Below are 21,952 nucleotides of genomic sequence, written 5' to 3'. Positions count from 1 at the left end.
GCAAGATGTCCCAAGAGAAGCCGGGAGCTGAGCCGTTCATCGCGGAACTGAAGCGGTGGCGGGATGTTCGAGGGCTCTCGCAGTCCGCTTTGGCGAAGGCGGTCGGATACACGCCCTCGTACGTGTCCAAGGTGGAGGGTGGACAGCAGAAGCCAGCGCGAGGATTTGCCGAGCAGGCCGACCGCGTTCTCCACGCTGGCGGAGCACTGCGCCGGGCGTTTTCCGAGATCGAACCCCACGGTCGCAGCGAAGCCGTTCCCCACCAACAGACTCCCGAAGGCGCCGGCCCCGACAGTCAACCGGCGAGCGTGATCGTCCAACACGACGACGCCGAGCTGTACTACGACGGCACCACCTACCGGGCAACACAACGCCGACAGCTCTACAACGCTAGTCCCTATCCCATCGCTCGGTACCTGATCCGCATCTCAGTCGACCGCTATCCAGGCAATCCGGAACGGTCGAACCGGCTCTACCGGGAGAACCCGCTCACCTGGGAAGAGATCGACCTTACGGCCAAGGTTGGAAACGAGCCCATCGGATGGCGAGTCCAGCACGACCGCGACGCCTTCAAGGAGCTGTGGCTTCTCTTTGAGAACGACTACGGCCGGTACCCGCTGTACCCAGGTGAGACCACGTGGATCGAGTACTCCTACACCGTGCGCGACGACAAATGGGGCACCTGGTTCCAACGTGCGGTACGGCTCCCCACTGAGCGCTTGAGTGTTCGCCTGAACTTCCCCGCCGAGCTGGACCCAGCCGTCTGGGGGACCGAGACCACGATGACCGCTGCGGCCTTTCCCTTCCGCACAGCCATCCACCAAGATGCGTCCGACGATCGGCGCATCTACTCATGGACCACAGACGATCCGCCGCTTCACGCTAGGTACCGGTTGGAGTGGAAGTTTCGCGCCCGACCTGAGCACGAGGAGACTGCCCCCACCATGCCGATCAGTGCCAGCGACAAGATGCGATCTATCGGGGTAGTGCAGGCGGGCGATCCCATCCTCACGACGAAAGCCCGAGCCTTCGACTTGCCCCGTGAAGCCGAGGACGCCCGCCGAGTCGTGGCAGAACTGCACTCGGCGACCGAGAGGGCCGCAGGCATCCACCAGTTCAGCAAGGGCATGGGAGTGGCAGCGCCTCAGATTGGTATCGACCGAGCAGCGGCCATCGTGCGTACAGCAGAGGGTGAGGTGATCACCCTCCTGAACCCCAGCGTCATTGAGGAGTCCAGCGAAACTGACGAGCAGTACGAAGGGTGCTGGAGCTTCTTCGACGTGCGGGGCATGGTGCCGCGACCGCGCAGCATCAGCGTGGAGCACCAGGACATTGAGGGGAATCGCGGCATCACGATCTTCGAGGACGCAGTGGCCCGACTCGTCGCCCACGAGGTCGACCACCTGGAGGGCCTGCTCTACACCGCCCGCATGCGTCCCGACGCCGAACCCATTCCGGTTTCTGAGTATCGCGGCACTGGTCAGACCTGGACCTATCAGTCAGGCAGTGCGAAGCCCTGACACCGAAGCGGCGGGCAGTTACGGGTTTCTCTACCTCATCAAGCCCCGGCTGCGCTCCGCTCCGCCGGGCGCGCTCCCGGCTCCGCTCCGGGCGCCGCTCCTGCCTTCGGCCCGCTCCGCCCGCGCTGCGCCGACGCGCGCCCACTGGTGGATAGGGCCGGAAGCCATGAGGCGAGGCCCGCACGCATCCGCCCACGGGGCCGGTCGGCTCCGAGACTTTAGGCAGCCACCATGGGGCGAGCCTCGAAGATCATGGCCCCAACGTCGTGCTTTAACGGGCAGGTCAACAGACTGCCCGACTCGCCGGAAGCTTACGGGGCCATGATCACTCGCCCCATGGCAGCTCCAGCCCAAAGTCTCGGAGCCGACCTCTCGCCGTCGTCAGCAGTCCGGCGTTGGGGGGAGGAGGAGGGGAGGAGTGGTGAGAGGTGTCGGGCCGTCTGTGGGCCGTGCGAGGCGAACCGGCGTTGACAGATGATGACAACTGGTCACCGGATCTTCGCTGGTCAGAAGGCAGGCGACACGGAAGCGGCGCACGTGGGAGACTTGGCGAATTACTTCCAGAAGAACTGACGAAGCTCGAAAGCAGCAGGTCAGGTCGGTCCTTGTGAGGACCCCCTGACCTGCTCGTTTTTGGCCGTGCATCTATACCCGTTATCGTTGTGCGGTATGCCTTCATCTGGCCGCGAACCGGATGAGGGCGCACTCGAATCGAAAGGACCCGGAGAGCTATGCCTCCCAAGAAGAAGAAGGTCACGGGGCTTATCAAGCTCCAGATCAACGCCGGTGCGGCGAACCCGGCTCCGCCGGTCGGCCCCGCGCTGGGTCAGCACGGCGTCAACATCATGGAGTTCTGCAAGGCCTACAACGCGGCGACCGAGTCGCAGCGTGGCTGGGTGATCCCGGTGGAGATCACGGTCTACGAGGACCGCTCCTTCACCTTCATCACCAAGACCCCGCCGGCCGCGAAGATGATCCTCAAGGCCGCTGGTGTCGAGAAGGGCTCCGGCGAGCCGCACAAGACCAAGGTCGCCAAGATCACTGAGGCGCAGGTCCGCGAGATCGCCCAGACCAAGCTGCCCGACCTGAACGCCAACGACCTGGACGCCGCGTCGAAGATCATCGCCGGCACCGCCCGTTCCATGGGCATCACGGTCGAGGGCTGATCTCAGCCTCGTAGCACCTTCGTAGAACCATGCGGGCGCCGTGCAGGCGGCCGCACGTGGCAGGGCCTGCTCGGCCCGTACCACGACTCCTTTCAGAACACACAGGAGCAGTTGTGAGCAAGCGCAGCAAGGCTCTCCGCGCTGCGGACGCCAAGATCGACCGGGAGAAGCTGTACGCCCCGCTCGAGGCCGTCCGTCTCGCCAAGGAGACCTCCACGTCCAAGTTCGACGGCACCGTCGAGGTCGCCTTCCGTCTGGGTGTCGACCCTCGTAAGGCCGACCAGATGGTCCGTGGCACCGTGAACCTCCCGCACGGCACCGGTAAGACCGCCCGGGTCCTGGTCTTCGCGACCGGTGACCGTGCCGAGGCCGCTCGTGCCGCGGGCGCCGACATCGTCGGCGCCGACGAGCTCATCGACGAGGTGTCGAAGGGCCGTCTGGACTTCGACGCCGTCGTCGCCACCCCGGACCTCATGGGCAAGGTCGGCCGCCTCGGCCGCGTGCTCGGTCCCCGTGGTCTCATGCCGAACCCCAAGACCGGCACCGTGACCCCGGACGTCGCGAAGGCTGTCACCGAGATCAAGGGTGGCAAGATCGAGTTCCGCGTCGACAAGCACTCGAACCTGCACTTCATCATCGGCAAGACGTCCTTCGAGGACGACAAGCTGGTGGAGAACTACGCGGCGGCCCTCGAGGAGATCACGCGTCTCAAGCCGTCCGCCGCCAAGGGCCGCTACATCAAGAAGGCCGCCATCAGCACCACGATCGGCCCCGGCATCCCGATCGACCCGAACCGCACCCGCAACCTCCTCGTCGAGGAGGACCCGGCCGCCGTCTGAGCCCACCGCTCACCAGGCAGCCGCGTCGCGCACGCGTAGAGAGCACGAGCCCCGCACCTTCCGAGGTGCGGGGCTCGTCCCTTTGCGGGCGTACGGGCCTCCCACGTACCGCCTCGGCCGCCAGAACCCGGGGACAGCCGGGTTGCGGGCGCGTTAGTGTCCCCTCGGCCCCCTGCACGTGGGGCGTGAGGTAACAGGGGGACACATGAGGTTTTCCACGGCCGGCTCCGTACGACGGCGCAGAGCCGCCACAGCGGCGGTCGTCGCCGCCGCGCTGCTCGGCGGCACCAGCGGCTGCGGCACCGCGTCGGACACGGCGGCAGAGGCGGATCTGACGCCCGCCCAGTCGGTGTCCCGCGCGGCGCGGACGACGCTGGAACTCACCTCGCTGCGGTACCGGGTGACCGGCACGCTGCCGGGGCACGGCAAGGTACGGGCAGAGGCGTCCATGGGCGTGCGGCCGAGTGTCATGCGCATGAATATCACCGGGCTCGGCAAGACCGAGGACAAGCCCTTGCAGATCCGGTTCGCGGGCGGGGCCATGTACACGGAGGGGGACACGGCCGCCCTCGGGGACACGCTCGGGAAGCGCTGGCTCAAGGCGGAGCCGGCCGTGTGGGGCCGCGGCGCCGCCTACAACCAGACCTATCGGGTCGTGCCCCGGCAGCTGGAGGGCAGCCCCCTCGTGCAGTCCACGATCCTGAGCGGTGCCGAGGACATCCGCGAGGCCGGCTCCGGGACCGTGGACGGCACCCCCACCACCCACTATCGGGGCGAGGTCACGGGCAAGGGGCTGCGGGCGTATCAGTCGGCGGCCAAGGGCAAGAAGGCCCACAAGCTCCGGACGGACTGCTTCGACCAGTTCATGGCCCTGGGGCTGAAGGTCGGAAGCGCGCTCACCATGGATCTGTGGGTCGACGAGGACGGCCGGGCCAAGCAGTTCCGGATGCGGGGGCGGACCAACGCGCTGGACGGCAAGGGGCGCTGGGTCGACACCGGGCCGCTCGACATGACCGTCACCTTCCTGGACGTCAACCCGTCGGTGACCGTCGAGCCCCCGGCGGCCGGGGACACCGTGGACCTCGCCGAACTGGTGGACGGGGCGGCGCCCAGGGGCTGAGCCCAGGGGCTGTGCCGCCCGCCCCGGGAGCGGATTTGCTTGACGGCGACACGGTCCCGTACTCTTCCGAGGAAGCCAAAGACCGCTGGTCGTTGCCGTGTGCTCGTAGAGAGGGCTCGGTGGCCGAAGGATCCGCTGAATGCGGACGACCCGCGCAGGTGACTGTGGAAGTTGCTCCCGGATCTGTTCCGTCTCCAGCGGAATTCATTCGGTTGAGCTACGCCCCGTGCGCCTGCGCCGGGGCGTTTCGTTTTGACGCAGCCCCTTCCGAGCGGTCCTCATCACCCGGAAGGAGGCCGACGCTCTATGGCAAGGCCCGACAAGGCTGCCGCGGTGGCCGAGCTCACGGAGCAGTTCCGTAGCTCGAACGCCGCCGTGCTGACCGAGTACCGGGGTCTCACCGTGGCGCAGCTCAAGACGCTGCGTCGTTCGCTCGGTGAGAACGCCCAGTACGCCGTGGTGAAGAACACGCTGACCAAGATTGCGGCCAACGAGGCCGGGATCACGACGCTCGACGACCTGTTCAACGGTCCGACGGCGGTCGCCTTCGTCACCGGTGACCCGGTGGAGTCGGCGAAGGGTCTTCGTGACTTCGCCAAGGACAACCCGAACCTCGTCATCAAGGGCGGTGTCCTTGACGGCAAGGCGCTGTCCGCCGACGAGATCAAGAAGCTTGCGGACCTCGAGTCCCGCGAGGTTCTGCTCGCCAAGCTGGCGGGCGCCCTGAAGGGCAAGCAGACGCAGGCTGCTCAGGTCTTCCAGGCGCTCCCGTCGAAGCTCGTCCGCACCGTGGACGCGCTTCGCGCCAAGCAGGACGAGCAGGGCGGTGCCGAGTAACTCGGCTCGCGAAATGACCGCCGCCTGAGGCGCTGAGCCACAGGCAGAGGTCGTAGCGGGCCGAACGTACGCCCGCCATACATGTACATCCGGCACCAGCCGAATTAGTGGAAGGAAAGCCATCGTGGCTCTCACCCAGGACGAACTGCTCGCCGAGTTCGAGGGCATGACCCTCATCCAGCTCTCCGAGTTCGTGAAGGCGTTCGAGGAGAAGTTCGACGTCACCGCCGCCGCCGCGGTCGCCGTTGCCGGCCCCGCCGTCCCCGGCGTCCCGTCCGAGCAGGAGGAGGAGAAGGACGAGTTCGACGTCATCCTCACCGGCGCCGGCGACAAGAAGATCCAGGTCATCAAGGTCGTGCGTGAGCTGACCTCGCTGGGTCTGAAGGAGGCCAAGGACCTCGTGGACGGCGCTCCCAAGCCCGTTCTCGAGAAGGTCGCCAAGGACGCCGCGGAGAAGGCCGCCGAGTCCCTCAAGGGCGCCGGCGCCTCCGTCGAGGTCAAGTAAGGCCTCGCTGGTCCGCCAGCTTCCCGGGCCCGCGAGGGCCCGTGCGACACGGATCTGAGACGAGTGGCAAAAACTCGTTCGAATCTGTAACGCGAGCACACTGAAGGGCGATCACCCAACTGGGTGGTCGCCCTTCGGCGTTCCGGGACGTCGAGTGACGGCTGCCTTGCACTGTCGGTGGCGACGAGTATGGTGATCTTCGTCGTGCCTCCGAGCGCCCTGGGTGACGGGCCGCGAGTGACGATCGCGGTAGGCGGATCGGGCATGAGGGGCCTTGACGAACCGCACGCAGCGCGCAATTCTCAGGACGCGTCGTCACACCGATCCGAAATCCGAGGCATGGATCGACGGCGAAGAGGGCAGTATCAACGTGCATTGAGGGCGTGGGCTTGCGCAGGTGTCGAGAACAACGAGGGTCTCGAAAAACCCGCACTGGACATCAGTGTGCCAAGTGGCTACACTGACCCTTTGCGCTGCCTGTTAGCTGTCCCCTGCCCGTCACCAGGGGCATGCCCTCACTTGAGCATCGACGAAGAGACCATTCCTGACCTGGCCTTATCTGTCAGTTCAGGAACAGCCTGTTCGCTTTGCGCAGGAGAGGGGCCGGTACGCGCGTAGTGAGTCCGAGCCCTCGGAAGGACCCCCTCTTGGCCGCCTCGCGCAACGCCTCGACCGCGAATACGAACAACGGCGCCAGCACCGCCCCGCTGCGCATCTCCTTTGCAAAGATCAAGGAGCCTCTCGAGGTTCCCAACCTGCTCGCGCTGCAGACCGAGAGCTTCGACTGGCTGCTCGGGAACACCGCTTGGCAGAGTCGGGTCGAGGAGGCTCTGGAGAACGGACAGGACGTCCCCACCAAGTCCGGTCTGGAGGAGATCTTCGAGGAGATCTCCCCGATCGAGGACTTCTCCGGGTCGATGTCGCTGACGTTCCGCGACCACCGCTTCGAGCCGCCGAAGAACAGCATCGACGAGTGCAAGGACCGCGACTTCACGTACGCGGCCCCGCTCTTCGTGACGGCCGAGTTCACCAACAACGAGACCGGCGAGATCAAGTCCCAGACGGTCTTCATGGGCGACTTCCCGCTCATGACCCACAAGGGCACCTTCGTCATCAACGGCACCGAGCGTGTCGTGGTGTCGCAGCTGGTTCGTTCGCCGGGTGTCTACTTCGACTCCTCCATCGACAAGACGTCCGACAAGGACATCTTCTCCGCCAAGATCATCCCGTCCCGGGGTGCCTGGCTGGAGATGGAGATCGACAAGCGCGACATGGTCGGTGTGCGTATCGACCGCAAGCGCAAGCAGTCCGTGACCGTCCTCCTCAAGGCCCTCGGTTGGACCACCGAGCAGATCCTGGAGGAGTTCGGCGAGTACGAGTCCATGCGCGCCACCCTGGAGAAGGACCACACCCAGGGCCAGGACGACGCGCTGCTCGACATCTACCGCAAGCTGCGCCCGGGCGAGCCCCCCACGCGTGAGGCCGCGCAGACGCTGCTGGAGAACCTGTACTTCAACCCCAAGCGCTACGACCTCGCGAAGGTCGGCCGCTACAAGGTCAACAAGAAGCTGGGCGCGGACGCCCCGCTCGACGCGGGCATCCTGACCGTCGAGGACATCATCTCGACGATCAAGTACCTGGTGAAGCTGCACGCGGGCGAGACCGAGACGGTCGGCGACCGGGGTACGAGCATCGTCGTCGAGACCGACGACATCGACCACTTCGGCAACCGTCGTCTGCGCAGCGTCGGCGAGCTCATCCAGAACCAGGTCCGTACGGGTCTGGCCCGTATGGAGCGCGTCGTCCGTGAGCGCATGACGACCCAGGACGTCGAGGCGATCACGCCGCAGACCCTGATCAACATCCGGCCGGTCGTCGCCTCCATCAAGGAGTTCTTCGGCACCAGCCAGCTCTCGCAGTTCATGGACCAGAACAACCCGCTGTCGGGTCTGACGCACAAGCGTCGTCTCTCGGCGCTGGGTCCCGGTGGTCTGTCGCGTGAGCGGGCCGGCTTCGAGGTCCGTGACGTGCACCCGTCGCACTACGGCCGCATGTGCCCGATCGAGACGCCCGAAGGCCCGAACATCGGTCTGATCGGTTCGCTCGCCTCCTACGGCCGCGTCAACGCGTTCGGTTTCGTGGAGACGCCGTACCGCAAGGTCGTCGACGGCGTCGTCACCGACGAGGTCGACTACCTGACGGCCGACGAAGAAGACCGATTCGTCATCGCGCAGGCCAACGCCACGCTCGACGACGACCTGCGCTTCACCGAGAACCGCGTCCTGGTCCGCCGTCGTGGCGGCGAGGTCGACTACGTTCCCGGTGACGACGTGGACTACATGGACGTCTCGCCGCGCCAGATGGTGTCGGTCGCGACCGCCATGATCCCGTTCCTCGAGCACGACGACGCCAACCGTGCCCTCATGGGCGCGAACATGATGCGCCAGGCCGTGCCGCTGATCAAGTCCGAGGCCCCGCTCGTCGGCACCGGCATGGAGTACCGCTCCGCGGTCGACGCCGGCGACGTCGTCAAGGCCGAGAAGGCGGGTGTGGTCCAGGAGGTCTCCGCGGACTACATCACCACCGCCAACGACGACGGCACGTACATCACGTACCGCCTGGCCAAGTTCGCCCGCTCCAACCAGGGCACCTCGGTCAACCAGAAGGTCATCGTCCACGAGGGCGACCGCATCATCGAGGGCCAGGTCCTCGCCGACGGTCCCGCCACCGAGAACGGCGAGATGGCGCTCGGCAAGAACCTGCTCGTGGCGTTCATGCCGTGGGAGGGTCACAACTACGAGGACGCGATCATCCTGTCGCAGCGCCTCGTGCAGGACGACGTCCTCTCCTCGATCCACATCGAGGAGCACGAGGTCGACGCCCGTGACACCAAGCTCGGCCCCGAGGAGATCACCCGGGACATCCCGAACGTCTCCGAGGAGGTCCTCGCCGACCTCGACGAGCGCGGCATCATCCGGATCGGTGCCGAGGTCGTCGCCGGCGACATCCTCGTCGGCAAGGTCACGCCCAAGGGTGAGACCGAGCTGACGCCCGAGGAGCGCCTGCTGCGCGCGATCTTCGGTGAGAAGGCCCGTGAGGTCCGTGACACCTCGCTGAAGGTCCCGCACGGCGAGATCGGCAAGGTCATCGGCGTCCGCGTCTTCGACCGCGAGGAGGGCGACGAGCTTCCCCCCGGTGTCAACCAGCTGGTGCGCGTCTACGTCGCGCAGAAGCGCAAGATCACCGACGGTGACAAGCTCGCCGGCCGTCACGGCAACAAGGGTGTCATCTCCAAGATCCTGCCCATCGAGGACATGCCGTTCCTCGAGGACGGGACCCCGGTCGACATCATCCTCAACCCGCTCGGTGTGCCGTCCCGAATGAACCCGGGACAGGTTCTGGAGATCCACCTCGGCTGGCTCGCCAGCCGCGGCTGGGACGTCTCCGGTCTCGCCGACGAGTGGGCGCAGCGTCTGCAGGTCATCGGCGCCGACAGTGTCGCCCCCGGCACCAACGTCGCCACCCCGGTCTTCGACGGTGCCCGTGAGGACGAGCTGGCGGGTCTGCTCCAGCACACCATCCCGAACCGCGACGGCGAGCGCATGGTGCTCCCGTCCGGCAAGGCGCGGCTGTTCGACGGCCGTAGCGGTGAGCCGTTCCCGGACCCGATCTCGGTCGGCTACATGTACATCCTGAAGCTGCACCACCTGGTCGACGACAAGCTGCACGCCCGCTCGACCGGCCCGTACTCGATGATCACCCAGCAGCCGCTGGGTGGTAAGGCCCAGTTCGGTGGCCAGCGCTTCGGTGAGATGGAGGTGTGGGCGCTGGAGGCTTACGGCGCCGCGTACGCCCTCCAGGAGCTGCTGACCATCAAGTCCGACGACGTCACCGGCCGCGTGAAGGTCTACGAGGCCATCGTCAAGGGCGAGAACATCCCCGAGCCCGGCATCCCCGAGTCCTTCAAGGTGCTCATCAAGGAGATGCAGTCTCTCTGCCTGAACGTGGAGGTGCTGTCCAGCGACGGTATGTCCATCGAGATGCGTGACACCGACGAGGACGTCTTCCGCGCTGCGGAGGAGCTCGGCATCGACCTGTCCCGGCGCGAGCCGAGCAGCGTCGAAGAGGTCTGACGGGAGTTCGGCCGGGCTCATGACGAGCCCGGCCGGCCCCAGGACCCCCGTTTCAGACCAAAGACTTACAACCCTGAGAGGGATTGACGCATAGTGCTCGACGTCAACTTCTTCGACGAGCTCCGGATCGGTCTGGCTACCGCTGACGACATCCGTCAGTGGAGCCACGGCGAGGTCAAGAAGCCCGAGACGATCAACTACCGCACCCTGAAGCCCGAAAAGGACGGACTCTTCTGCGAGAAGATCTTCGGTCCGACCCGGGACTGGGAGTGCTACTGCGGCAAGTACAAGCGCGTCCGCTTCAAGGGCATCATCTGTGAGCGCTGCGGCGTCGAGGTGACCCGCGCCAAGGTGCGCCGTGAGCGGATGGGCCACATCGAGCTCGCCGCCCCCGTCACCCACATCTGGTACTTCAAGGGCGTCCCGTCGCGGCTGGGCTACCTGCTCGACCTCGCCCCGAAGGACCTGGAGAAGGTCATCTACTTCGCGGCGTACATGATCACGTACGTCGACGAGGAGCGCCGCACCCGCGACCTGCCCTCCCTGGAGGCGCACGTCTCCGTCGAGCGGCAGCAGATCGAGAACCGCCGGGACGCCGACCTGGAGGCCCGCGCGAAGAAGCTCGAGACCGACCTGGCCGAGCTGGAGGCCGAGGGCGCCAAGGCCGACGTGCGCCGCAAGGTGCGCGAGGGCGCCGAGCGTGAGATGAAGCAGCTGCGCGACCGTTCGCAGCGCGAGATCGACCGTCTCGACGAGGTGTGGACCCGGTTCAAGAACCTCAAGGTCCAGGACCTGGAGGGCGACGAGCTCCTCTACCGCGAGCTGCGCGACCGCTTCGGCACGTACTTCGACGGTTCGATGGGTGCCGCGGCGCTGCAGAAGCGCCTGGAGTCCTTCGACCTGGACGAGGAGGCCGAGCGCCTCCGCGAGATCATCCGCACCGGCAAGGGCCAGAAGAAGACCCGCGCGCTCAAGCGCCTCAAGGTCGTCTCCGCGTTCCTGCAGACCAGCAACAGCCCCAAGGGCATGGTGCTCGACTGCGTGCCGGTCATCCCGCCGGACCTGCGTCCGATGGTGCAGCTGGACGGTGGCCGCTTCGCGACCTCCGACCTGAACGACCTGTACCGCCGTGTGATCAACCGCAACAACCGTCTGAAGCGCCTGCTCGACCTGGGTGCTCCGGAGATCATCGTCAACAACGAGAAGCGCATGCTTCAGGAGGCTGTTGACGCCCTCTTCGACAACGGTCGTCGCGGCCGCCCGGTGACCGGTCCCGGTAACCGCCCGCTGAAGTCCCTCAGCGACATGCTGAAGGGCAAGCAGGGTCGATTCCGTCAGAACCTGCTCGGCAAGCGTGTGGACTACTCCGCGCGTTCCGTGATCGTCGTCGGTCCGCAGCTGAAGCTGCACCAGTGCGGTCTGCCGAAGGCGATGGCGCTGGAGCTGTTCAAGCCGTTCGTGATGAAGCGCCTGGTCGACCTGAACCACGCGCAGAACATCAAGAGCGCCAAGCGCATGGTGGAGCGCGGCCGCACGGTCGTGTACGACGTCCTCGAAGAGGTCATCGCCGAGCACCCGGTTCTGCTGAACCGTGCTCCCACCCTGCACCGCCTCGGCATCCAGGCCTTCGAGCCGCAGCTGGTCGAGGGCAAGGCCATCCAGATCCACCCGCTCGTCTGCACCGCGTTCAACGCGGACTTCGACGGTGACCAGATGGCCGTGCACCTGCCGCTGTCCGCGGAGGCGCAGGCCGAGGCCCGCATCCTGATGCTGTCCTCGAACAACATCCTCAAGCCGGCCGACGGCCGTCCGGTGACGATGCCGACCCAGGACATGGTCCTCGGTCTGTTCTTCCTCACCACCGACGGCGAGATGCGGAACGTGAAGGGCGAGGACCGCTCCTTCTCCTCCGTGGCCGAGGCGATCATGGCGTTCGACGCCGGCGAGCTCTCGCTGCAGTCGCGCGTGGACATCCGCTTCCCGGTGGGCACCATCCCGCCGCGCGGCTGGACCCCGCCGGCGCGTGAGGAGGGCGAGCCCGAGTGGCAGCAGGGTGACACCTTCACCCTGCGGACCACGCTGGGCCGCGCGCTCTTCAACGAGCTGCTGCCCGAGGACTACCCGTTCGTCGACTACGAGGTCGGCAAGAAGCAGCTCTCCGAGATCGTCAACGACCTCGCCGAGCGCTACCCCAAGGTCATCGTGGCGGCGACGCTCGACAACCTGAAGGCGGCCGGCTTCTACTGGGCGACCCGTTCCGGTGTCACCGTGGCCATCTCCGACGTCGTCGTCCCCGAGGCGAAGAAGGAGATCGTCCGCGGGTACGAGGCGCAGGACGAGAAGGTCCAGAAGCAGTACGAGCGCGGTCTGATCACCAAGGACGAGCGCACGCAGGAGCTCATCGCGATCTGGACCAAGGCGACCAACGAGGTCGCCGAGGCGATGAACGACAACTTCCCGAAGACCAACCCGATCTTCATGATGGTGAACTCGGGTGCACGAGGCAACATGATGCAGATGCGTCAGATCGCCGGTATGCGTGGTCTTGTGTCGAACGCGAAGAACGAGACGATCCCGCGTCCCATCAAGGCCTCGTTCCGTGAGGGTCTGTCCGTGCTGGAGTACTTCATCTCCACGCACGGTGCCCGTAAGGGTCTGGCGGACACCGCCCTGCGTACCGCCGACTCGGGTTACCTGACCCGTCGTCTGGTGGACGTCTCGCAGGACGTCATCATCCGCGAGGAGGACTGTGGCACCGAGCGCGGTCTGAAGCTGCGGATCGCCTCGAAGGACGAGACCGGTGTCCTGCGCAAGGCCGAGGACGTCGAGACCAGCGTCTACGCCCGTATGCTCGCCGAGGACGTCGTCATCGACGGCAAGGTGATCGCGCCGGCCAACGTGGACCTCGGTGACGTGCTCATCGACCAGCTCGTGCACCACGGTGTCGAGGAGGTCAAGACCCGCTCGATCCTGACCTGTGAGTCCAAGGTCGGCACGTGTGCCATGTGCTACGGCCGCTCCCTGGCCACCGGCAAGCTGGTCGACATCGGTGAGGCGGTCGGCATCATCGCCGCCCAGTCCATCGGTGAGCCCGGTACCCAGCTGACGATGCGTACCTTCCACACCGGTGGTGTGGCCGGTGACGACATCACGCAGGGTCTGCCGCGTGTCGTCGAGCTCTTCGAGGCCCGTACCCCGAAGGGTGTCGCCCCGATCTCCGAGGCGGCCGGTCGCGTCCGCATCGAGGAGACCGAGAAGACCAAGAAGATCGTCATCACGCCGGACGACGGCAGCGACGAGACGGCGTACCCGATCTCGAAGCGCGCCCGTCTCCTGGTCAGCGAGGGCGAGCACGTCGAGGTGGGCCAGAAGCTCACCGTGGGTGCCACCAACCCGCACGACGTGCTGCGCATCCTGGGTCAGCGTGCCGTCCAGGTCCACCTGGTCGGCGAGGTCCAGAAGGTGTACAACTCGCAGGGTGTGTCGATCCACGACAAGCACATCGAGATCATCATCCGGCAGATGCTCCGCCGCGTGACGATCATCGAGTCCGGCGACGCCGAGCTGCTGCCCGGCGAGCTGGTCGAGCGCTCCCGCTTCGAGCAGGAGAACCGTCGTGTGGTGCAGGAGGGCGGTCACCCGGCCTCCGGTCGTCCGCAGCTCATGGGTATCACCAAGGCCTCGCTGGCCACGGAGTCCTGGCTGTCGGCGGCGTCCTTCCAGGAGACGACGCGAGTCCTCACGGACGCGGCGATCAACGCCAAGTCCGACTCGCTGATCGGCCTCAAGGAGAACGTCATCATCGGTAAGCTCATCCCGGCCGGTACGGGTCTGTCCCGCTACCGCAACATCCGGGTCGAGCCGACCGAGGAGGCCAAGGCCGCGATGTACTCGGCCGTCGGCTACGACGACATCGACTACTCGCCGTTCGGCACGGGCTCCGGCCAGGCCGTTCCGCTGGAGGACTACGACTACGGTCCGTACAACCAGTAAGGCGTACGTCTGCTGAAGGGCGCCCACTCCGCTTGCGCGGGGTGGGCGCCCTTCGGGGTTCTGGGGGTGGGGTGCCCGGACGGGTGTCGGGGCCGGGTGTGTCAGCGCCCGCTGTCCCTGTGGGTCCGCAGGCGGTGGAGCCGGGTGTGGACGTCGGGGTGCGAGGCGAGGAGCCCGCGAGGTCCTCGCGCAGCCATCAGTTGCTGGGCGAAACCGAGGCCGGCCGCGTGCTCGTCGGCGGCAGGCGGGAGCCCGGCGGGATCCAGCCGTTTCCGGCGAGCAGACCGACCGCAGCTGGAAGGGGTGCGGATCGGTGTTCACCTCGTGAACGGCGGCGGACCTTGGCGGGCGTACCTGTGAGCGCCGGCAGCAGGGACGCGGGGGCGACCTCGGGCTGCCGGGCCCGGCCGGCGGTGAGGATCCAGCTGTGCAGTGTCCGCAGGGCCTGGGCGGTCAGTTCATGGTCGCCGAGGGCGGCCTCCCAGAAGGCGGCCAGGTACCGGGTCCTGGCAGCAGGCCTCGACGAAGGGGCGCCGGGCCCGGTCATGGACGGCGCGGTCGGGGTGGGGTGGCAGGTACTCGGCCAGGGCGGCGAGGACCGGCCCTTTGATGGCGAGGAGGAGCAGTTCCAGGGCGTCCGCGAGCTGCTGGACGTCCGCCTTCTCGTCGTCGCCGTCGAGGGGGCGGCGGACGGCGTCGAGCAGGGCACGCGGGGTGGCCTTGTGGTGGGCGTGGCCCGGCAGGCCGTACGCCCTGACGGCCGTCCACCGCCGACTCGCCGGTGCATCAGTCGTGCAGGATCGCCGGGACCCGCGGAACCTCCAGCAGTACAGCCAGGGGCAGGGTGTTCGCGGCGGTCAGCCAGGCGTTGCGGGCTGAGCGTGGTGCCCTCGCCGGGGAAGGTCGCCGGGGCCGCGGAGGGCGAGCAGCGCCTCGTAGCCGTTGGCGGCGATGGCCGTCACCTTGGTCCAGCCGTGCAGGAGCAGCAGCACATGGGTGGACGGCTCGTCCTGGTGCATGATCACGGCGCGCTCCCGGTACCGCAGCGGCCAGCCGGCCGCCAGGAGGGCGGCGCGGTCCTCCTTCTCCAGCCGGGCCAGAAAGGGCACGCGGTCGTCGAACCCGTCGTCGTCCCATGCGCGCGTACGCCCCCCGGTCATGCCCTCGCCCCCGCGTCCACCTGTGCCGATGCCGTCGATACCGCGACCACTCAACGTACTTGAGGCGGCGGGGCGGGGAACGAGCTGCAATCGGCCGCCTGGCCGACACTCGCCCCCTGCCGCCGCTTCATGCCCACGGGGCATCGTCCGGTCGCCGTCGCGGACGTCGACCGTCCGCTCCGTCGCCGAACCGGGACACCGGTAGCGGAAACGAAACACAACCGGCGTCCGGGAACCTGTGCCGGGGGGCGTGCGTTGGAGCATCATTGGAGGCACAACCAGTCCGGGGGAGTGTTTCTCGTGTCGAACCCGTCGTGGCAGCCGATGCCGTGGCAGGCGCAGGGCAGTAGTCCGTCCCTGCTCGCCGCCCATGCCGATCGTGAGCGTGCCGTGGATGTCCTGCGGGCCGGTTTCAGTGAAGGCCGCCTCCAGCAGGACGAGTATGAGAAGCGCATCGAGCGGGCCTACACCGCGCGCACGGTGGGCGAGCTGGCCCTTCTGGTCGCCGACCTGCCGCAGGGGCCCTCGGCCATGCAGCCGAGTGCGATGCCCGCGATGCCACCGATGGTCCCGCGTACGTTCATGCCGGCCCCCGTTCCGCCCCCGCCCACCAACGGCAAGGCCGTCGGCGCGATGGTGTGCGGGGTGCTCACCACGATGACCATGGGGCTCACCGGTATCCCGGCCGTCATCCTCGGTCACACCGCTCGCTCCGAGATCAAGCGCACCGGCGAGGGTGGCGAGGGCTTCGCCCTGGCGGGCCTCATCCTGGGCTGGCTCTCGGTCGCCGGCTGGGCCTTCTTCCTCGCCATCATGATCATCGCCGGGGTCGCCTCGGAAAGCGGAGTCTGACGACGGTCGAGCCGATGACCAGGGGATGAGCCCGAATTTCCCAAGGGCGCGGGGCTGCGCGACCGGCCACCCACGGCCCCGCGCCCGCCGACATCTCCGGCCCCTACGGCCCCGCGCTCGCCGACATCCCCCGCGCCCCACGGCGACCGGTCACCGACAGCCCGCACCCGCCTGACGGCCCTCTCGTCGCACGGCGACACGGCGTCCGCGGCCGGGTCCCGCGTAGCGCGTACCCATTTGTTTTGACCGTAGCGAATGCGATAGGTACGCTCAGACCTTGTGCCTGGGGTGTGCCCTGGCTCTCGTGCGTGCCTTGAACCGCACAGGTGGGAGCCGTAAGCGGACGCCGTAATCTGCGCCCTTCTGCCTCGCGGCGGGAACCCGCAGTATTCGACACACCCGACCGCGTGGGTCGGAGATGTTCCGGGTTAGCTTCACCATTCGGCACACAGAAACCGGAGAAGTAGTGCCTACGATCCAGCAGCTGGTCCGTAAGGGCCGGCAGGACAAGGTCGAGAAGAACAAGACGCCCGCACTCGAGGGTTCCCCTCAGCGTCGCGGCGTCTGCACGCGTGTGTTCACGACCACCCCGAAGAAGCCGAACTCGGCCCTGCGTAAGGTCGCGCGTGTGCGTCTGACCAGCGGGATCGAGGTCACCGCTTACATTCCGGGTGAGGGACACAACCTGCAGGAGCACTCCATCGTGCTCGTGCGTGGTGGCCGTGTGAAGGACCTGCCGGGTGTTCGCTACAAGATCATCCGCGGTTCGCTCGACACCCAGGGTGTCAAGAACCGCAAGCAGGCCCGCAGCCGCTACGGCGCCAAGAAGGAGAAGTAAGAATGCCTCGTAAGGGCCCCGCCCCGAAGCGCCCGGTCATCATCGACCCGGTCTACGGTTCTCCTCTTGTCACGTCGCTCATCAACAAGGTGCTGCTGAACGGCAAGCGCTCCACCGCCGAGCGCATCGTCTACGGCGCCATGGAGGGCCTGCGTGAGAAGACGGGCAACGACCCGATCATCACGCTGAAGCGCGCTCTGGAGAACATCAAGCCGACCCTCGAGGTCAAGTCCCGCCGTGTCGGTGGTGCGACGTACCAGGTTCCGATCGAGGTCAAGCCCGGTCGTGCCAACACGCTCGCGCTGCGCTGGCTCGTCGGTTACTCCCGCGCCCGTCGCGAGAAGACGATGACCGAGCGTCTGCTCAACGAGCTTCTCGACGCCTCCAACGGCCTCGGCGCCGCTGTGAAGAAGCGCGAGGACACCCACAAGATGGCCGAGTCCAACAAGGCCTTCGCGCACTACCGCTGGTAGTCGCAGACCCCATCGAGACCGAGAGAAGACTGAAGCCTTATGGCTACCACTTCACTTGACCTGGCCAGGGTCCGCAACATCGGGATCATGGCCCACATCGACGCGGGCAAGACGACCACCACCGAGCGGATCCTCTTCTACACCGGCGTCAGCTACAAGATCGGTGAGGTCCACGACGGCGCCGCCACCATGGACTGGATGGAGCAGGAGCAGGAGCGTGGCATCACGATCACCTCTGCTGCCACCACCTGTCACTGGCCGCTTGAGGGTGTCGACCACACCATCAACATCATCGACACCCCGGGTCACGTCGACTTCACCGTCGAGGTGGAGCGTTCGCTTCGCGTCCTCGACGGCGCCGTGACGGTGTTCGACGGCGTTGCCGGCGTGGAGCCGCAGTCCGAGACGGTGTGGCGTCAGGCCGACCGTTACGGCGTGCCCCGCATCTGCTTCGTCAACAAGCTGGACCGCACCGGCGCCGAGTTCCACCGCTGCGTGGACATGATCTCGGACCGCCTGGGCGCCCAGCCGCTCGTCATGCAGCTCCCCATCGGTGCTGAGGCCGACTTCAAGGGCGTCGTGGACCTGGTCCGCATGAAGGCGCTCGTGTGGTCCGCCGAGGCCGCCAAGGGCGAGATGTACGACACCGTCGACATCCCGGCCACGCACACCGAGGCTGCCGAGGAATGGCGCGGCAAGCTGCTCGAGGCCGTCGCCGAGAACGACGAGGAGCTGATGGAGCTGTACCTGGAGGGCGAGGAGCCCTCCGAGGAGCAGCTGTACGCGGCGATCCGTCGTATCACCATCGCGTCCGGCAAGTCCAAGGACACCACGGTCACCCCGGTGTTCTGTGGCACCGCGTTCAAGAACAAGGGCGTCCAGCCCCTGCTCGACGCGGTCGTGCGCTACCTCCCGACGCCGCTTGACGTCGAGGCCATCGAGGGCCACGCCGTCAACGACCCGGAAGAGGTCATCAAGCGCAAGCCGTCGGACGACGAGCCGCTGTCCGCGCTGGCGTTCAAGATCATGAGCGACCCGCACCTCGGCAAGCTCACCTTCGTCCGGATCTACTCCGGTCGCCTGGAGTCCGGCACCGCCGTGCTGAACTCCGTCAAGGGCAAGAAGGAGCGCATCGGCAAGATCTACCGCATGCACGCGAACAAGCGTGAGGAGATCGACTCGGTGGGCGCCGGCGACATCGTCGCCGTCATGGGCCTGAAGCAGACCACCACCGGTGAGACGCTGGCCGACGACAAGCAGCCGGTGATCCTGGAGTCCATGGACTTCCCGGCCCCGGTCATCCAGGTCGCCATCGAGCCCAAGTCGAAGGGCGACCAGGAGAAGCTCGGCGTCGCGATCCAGCGCCTGGCCGAGGAGGACCCGTCCTTCCAGGTCCACTCCGACGAGGAGACCGGCCAGACCATCATCGGCGGTATGGGCGAGCTGCACCTCGAGGTGCTGGTCGACCGTATGCGCCGTGAGTTCAAGGTCGAGGCCAACGTCGGCAAGCCGCAGGTCGCCTACCGCGAGACGATCCGCAAGGCCGTCGAGCGCGTCGACTACACGCACAAGAAGCAGACTGGTGGTACCGGCCAGTTCGCCAAGGTGCAGATCGCGATCGAGCCGATCGAGGGCGGCGACGCCTCGTACGAGTTCGTGAACAAGGTGACCGGTGGCCGTATCCCGAAGGAGTACATCCCTTCGGTGGACGCCGGTGCGCAGGAGGCCATGCAGTTCGGCATCCTCGCCGGTTACGAGATGACCGGCGTGCGCGTCACCCTGATCGACGGTGGCTACCACGAGGTCGACTCCTCCGAGCTGGCGTTCAAGATCGCCGGTTCGCAGGCCTTCAAGGAGGCCGCCCGCAAGGCCAGCCCCGTGCTGCTCGAGCCCATGATGGCCGTCGAGGTCACCACGCCCGAGGACTACATGGGTGAGGTCATCGGCGACATCAACTCCCGCCGTGGCCAGATCCAGGCCATGGAGGAGCGGGCCGGTGCCCGTGTCGTGAAGGGCCTCGTGCCCCTCTCGGAGATGTTCGGCTACGTCGGCGACCTGCGCAGCAAGACGTCCGGCCGCGCCAGCTACTCCATGCAGTTCGACTCCTACGCCGAGGTTCCGCGGAACGTCGCCGAGGAGATCATCGCGAAGGCCAAGGGCGAGTAACTCAGTAGAGTTCCAGCCTTTAGGCTTGACTCCGGAGCCTTACGGGGTCAAACCCCCGCGAACGCGGATGTTTGACCCCGGGGCCCGGGCTTTCCAGCAAAGATCACCTGGCGCCGATGAAGCAAGGCGTTCAGAACCACTCCACAGGAGGACCCCGTGGCGAAGGCGAAGTTCGAGCGGACTAAGCCCCACGTCAACATCGGCACCATCGGTCACATCGACCACGGTAAGACGACCCTCACGGCCGCCATTACCAAGGTGCTGCACGACAAGTACCCGGACCTGAACGAGGCCTCGGCCTTCGACCAGATCGACAAGGCTCCTGAGGAGCGCCAGCGCGGTATCACCATCTCCATCGCGCACGTCGAGTACCAGACCGAGTCGCGTCACTACGCGCACGTCGACTGCCCGGGTCACGCCGACTACATCAAGAACATGATCACGGGTGCGGCGCAGATGGACGGCGCCATCCTCGTGGTCGCCGCCACCGACGGCCCGATGCCGCAGACCAAGGAGCACGTGCTCCTGGCCCGCCAGGTCGGCGTTCCGTACATCGTCGTCGCCCTGAACAAGGCCGACATGGTGGACGACGAGGAGATCCTTGAGCTCGTCGAGCTCGAGGTCCGTGAGCTCCTCTCCGAGTACGAGTTCCCGGGCGACGACCTGCCGGTCGTCAAGGTCTCGGCGCTCAAGGCGCTCGAGGGCGACAAGGAGTGGGGCCAGTCGGTCCTGGACCTGATGGACGCCGTCGACTCCGCCATCCCGGAGCCGGAGCGCGACGTCGACAAGCCGTTCCTGATGCCGATCGAGGACGTCTTCACCATCACCGGTCGCGGTACGGTCGTCACCGGCCGTATCGAGCGTGGTGTCCTCAAGGTCAACGAGACCGTCGACATCATCGGCATCAAGACCGAGAAGACCACCACCACGGTCACCGGCATCGAGATGTTCCGCAAGCTGCTCGACGAGGGCCAGGCCGGTGAGAACGTCGGTCTGCTCCTCCGTGGCATCAAGCGCGAGGACGTCGAGCGCGGCCAGGTCATCATCAAGCCGGGTTCGGTCACCCCGCACACCGAGTTCGAGGCCCAGGCCTACATCCTGTCCAAGGACGAGGGTGGCCGCCACACGCCGTTCTTCAACAACTACCGTCCGCAGTTCTACTTCCGTACGACTGACGTGACCGGTGTTGTGACCCTCCCCGAGGGCACGGAGATGGTCATGCCGGGCGACAACACTGAGATGAAGGTCGAGCTCATCCAGCCCATCGCCATGGAAGAGGGCCTGAAGTTCGCCATCCGTGAGGGTGGCCGGACCGTGGGCGCCGGCCAGGTCACCAAGATCAACAAGTAAGTCCGTTGATCTGACCTGGTAGCTCCAGCACGAGCTCCAGAAGGGGCCCGTACGACTTCGGTCGTACGGGCCCTTTCGTCGTTCCCGAGGGTCGATGTCCCCGGGGCCGCTGCATCCCGGGTCCGTTGTTTCCGGCCCGCCCGGTAACGCCTTCGCCCTCCCCGGCCAAGTACAGGTGACAGCATGACCGACGACGGGAGGTACACACCTTGGCACCGGACAGCAGAAGCCGGGGCGGTCCGCGGGGGGAGATGTACGATCCCGCGGCGTTCGAGGTCTTCTACCGCCGCCATGTCGACACGGTCACCCGGTTCATGGCCCGGCGGGTCACCGACCCGCACACCGTCGCCGACCTCACCGCCGAGACCTTCCTCGCGGCCATCGACTCCGCGCACGCCTACCGCGCCGACCTCGGGAGCGAGACGGCCTGGCTCTACGGCATCGCGCGCAACGTCGTCGCCGCGGAGGCCCGGCGCAGCGCCCGCCAGAGCGTCCTCGGCAGCCGTATCGCCGGCCGTCGGCTGCTCGACGGCGACGACATCGACCGGCTGGAGGAGAAGCTCGACGCGGAGGCGGCCGGGCGACGGGCGCTGGCCGCGCTGGAAGGGCTGCCCGACGGGGAACGCGCGGTGATCGAACTCGTCGCGGTCGACCAGCTCAGCGTCACGGAGGCCGCGACGGCGCTGGGGATACGCAAGGTCACGGCCAGGGTGCGGCTGCACCGGGCGCGCAAGGCGCTGCGGTCGGCCGCGGCGCCGATGGAGCAGACGGCAGGGCTCAGCTACGCAGGGGGAAAGGCATGACGACGACGAGGAAGACGGGGCACACGTTCGAGGACCGGCTGCTGGGCGAACTCCAGCGGGAGATCGCGCTCAGGGCGGCGGACCGGACGGAGGGGGAGCCGGTGCTCCGGCGCCGGGTCACGCCGCGGCGGGCGCTCGTCGCCCTCGCGGCGTGTGCCGTGGCGGTGGGGGTCGTGGTGGCGGTGCCGTCGTCGACC

The 21,952-nt window shown here is 67.0% G+C and carries 15 protein-coding genes and 2 pseudogenes; 15 read left to right on the top strand and 2 right to left on the bottom strand.

The genetic code is table 11. The features are described 5' to 3' along the window. Window positions 1-5 precede the first annotated feature (5 nt). The 8 genes from AOK15_RS10745 (at window position 6) to AOK15_RS10710 (ending at window position 14,113) form a co-directional block, all read left to right on the top strand. Entirely contained in the window at window positions 6-1,520 is a 1,515-nt protein-coding gene (locus tag AOK15_RS10745) for a peptide deformylase (RefSeq protein ID WP_055515280.1), read from the top strand. 731 nt (window positions 1,521-2,251) lie between these two features. Beyond that, entirely contained in the window at window positions 2,252-2,686 is a 435-nt protein-coding gene (gene rplK / locus AOK15_RS10740) for a 50S ribosomal protein L11 (RefSeq protein ID WP_055515278.1), read from the top strand. 113 nt (window positions 2,687-2,799) lie between these two features. After that, entirely contained in the window at window positions 2,800-3,525 is a 726-nt protein-coding gene (gene rplA, locus AOK15_RS10735) for a 50S ribosomal protein L1 (protein ID WP_055515275.1), read from the top strand. Window positions 3,526-3,730: 205 nt separating this feature from the next. Beyond that, window positions 3,731-4,645 (top strand): SCO4651 family lipoprotein, encoded by a 915-nt coding sequence (locus tag AOK15_RS10730; protein ID WP_055515273.1) that lies wholly within the window; start codon window positions 3,731-3,733, stop codon window positions 4,643-4,645. Between the two features lie 306 nt (window positions 4,646-4,951). Beyond that, window positions 4,952-5,482 carry a 50S ribosomal protein L10 gene (gene rplJ, locus AOK15_RS10725; protein WP_009330729.1) on the top strand — a complete coding sequence of 177 codons (531 nt, stop codon included), beginning with the start codon at window positions 4,952-4,954 and terminating at the stop codon, window positions 5,480-5,482. A 121-nt stretch (window positions 5,483-5,603) separates the two neighbouring features. Next, entirely contained in the window at window positions 5,604-5,987 is a 384-nt protein-coding gene (gene rplL / locus AOK15_RS10720; RefSeq protein WP_107099379.1) for a 50S ribosomal protein L7/L12, read from the top strand. Window positions 5,988-6,634: 647 nt separating this feature from the next. Beyond that, a complete protein-coding gene (rpoB, locus tag AOK15_RS10715; RefSeq protein WP_055515271.1) occupies window positions 6,635-10,120 on the top strand; it encodes a DNA-directed RNA polymerase subunit beta in 3,486 nt (1,161 codons plus the stop codon). Window positions 10,121-10,213: 93 nt separating this feature from the next. Continuing rightward, window positions 10,214-14,113, top strand: coding sequence for a DNA-directed RNA polymerase subunit beta' (locus tag AOK15_RS10710; RefSeq protein WP_055515268.1), 3,900 nt, complete (start codon window positions 10,214-10,216; stop codon window positions 14,111-14,113). A 196-nt stretch (window positions 14,114-14,309) separates the two neighbouring features. Here AOK15_RS10710 and AOK15_RS10705 read toward each other — a convergent pair whose 3' ends face one another. Continuing rightward, window positions 14,310-14,660, bottom strand: coding sequence for a hypothetical protein (locus AOK15_RS10705; RefSeq protein WP_055515265.1), 351 nt, complete (start codon window positions 14,658-14,660; stop codon window positions 14,310-14,312). 340 nt (window positions 14,661-15,000) lie between these two features. After that, window positions 15,001-15,273, bottom strand: a pseudogene (locus AOK15_RS10700) (cyclic nucleotide-binding domain-containing protein); the annotation flags it as partial. 300 nt (window positions 15,274-15,573) lie between these two features. On the opposite strand from AOK15_RS10700, the gene AOK15_RS10695 reads away from it, so the two are divergent. From AOK15_RS10695 to AOK15_RS10665, 7 genes and pseudogenes are all read left to right on the top strand, one after another. Further along, on the top strand, window positions 15,574-16,125 hold the full coding sequence (locus AOK15_RS10695) for a DUF1707 and DUF4190 domain-containing protein (RefSeq protein ID WP_390948147.1): 552 nt from the start codon (window positions 15,574-15,576) through the stop codon (window positions 16,123-16,125). Between the two features lie 466 nt (window positions 16,126-16,591). Beyond that, entirely contained in the window at window positions 16,592-16,963 is a 372-nt protein-coding gene (gene rpsL / locus AOK15_RS10690; protein ID WP_003948652.1) for a 30S ribosomal protein S12, read from the top strand. Window positions 16,964-16,965: 2 nt separating this feature from the next. Then, entirely contained in the window at window positions 16,966-17,436 is a 471-nt protein-coding gene (gene rpsG / locus AOK15_RS10685; protein ID WP_003992340.1) for a 30S ribosomal protein S7, read from the top strand. 39 nt (window positions 17,437-17,475) lie between these two features. Next, the gene (gene fusA, locus AOK15_RS10680) at window positions 17,476-19,602 is read left to right on the top strand and encodes an elongation factor G (protein ID WP_055515263.1); all 2,127 of its coding nucleotides are present in this window, start codon (window positions 17,476-17,478) and stop codon (window positions 19,600-19,602) included. Window positions 19,603-19,758: 156 nt separating this feature from the next. Next, the gene (gene tuf, locus AOK15_RS10675; RefSeq protein ID WP_055515262.1) at window positions 19,759-20,952 is read left to right on the top strand and encodes an elongation factor Tu; all 1,194 of its coding nucleotides are present in this window, start codon (window positions 19,759-19,761) and stop codon (window positions 20,950-20,952) included. 251 nt (window positions 20,953-21,203) lie between these two features. After that, the gene (locus tag AOK15_RS10670; protein WP_055515259.1) at window positions 21,204-21,755 is read left to right on the top strand and encodes an RNA polymerase sigma factor; all 552 of its coding nucleotides are present in this window, start codon (window positions 21,204-21,206) and stop codon (window positions 21,753-21,755) included. Further along, window positions 21,752-21,952 (top strand): annotated as a pseudogene (locus tag AOK15_RS10665) (hypothetical protein); the annotation flags it as partial. The gene AOK15_RS10670 and the pseudogene AOK15_RS10665, both read left to right, overlap by 4 nt.

It is taken from the genome of Streptomyces ossamyceticus (assembly GCF_001418475.1).
GTDB lineage: Bacteria > Actinomycetota > Actinomycetes > Streptomycetales > Streptomycetaceae > Streptomyces > Streptomyces ossamyceticus.
This window is presented reverse-complemented; position numbering and strand designations above follow the sequence as displayed.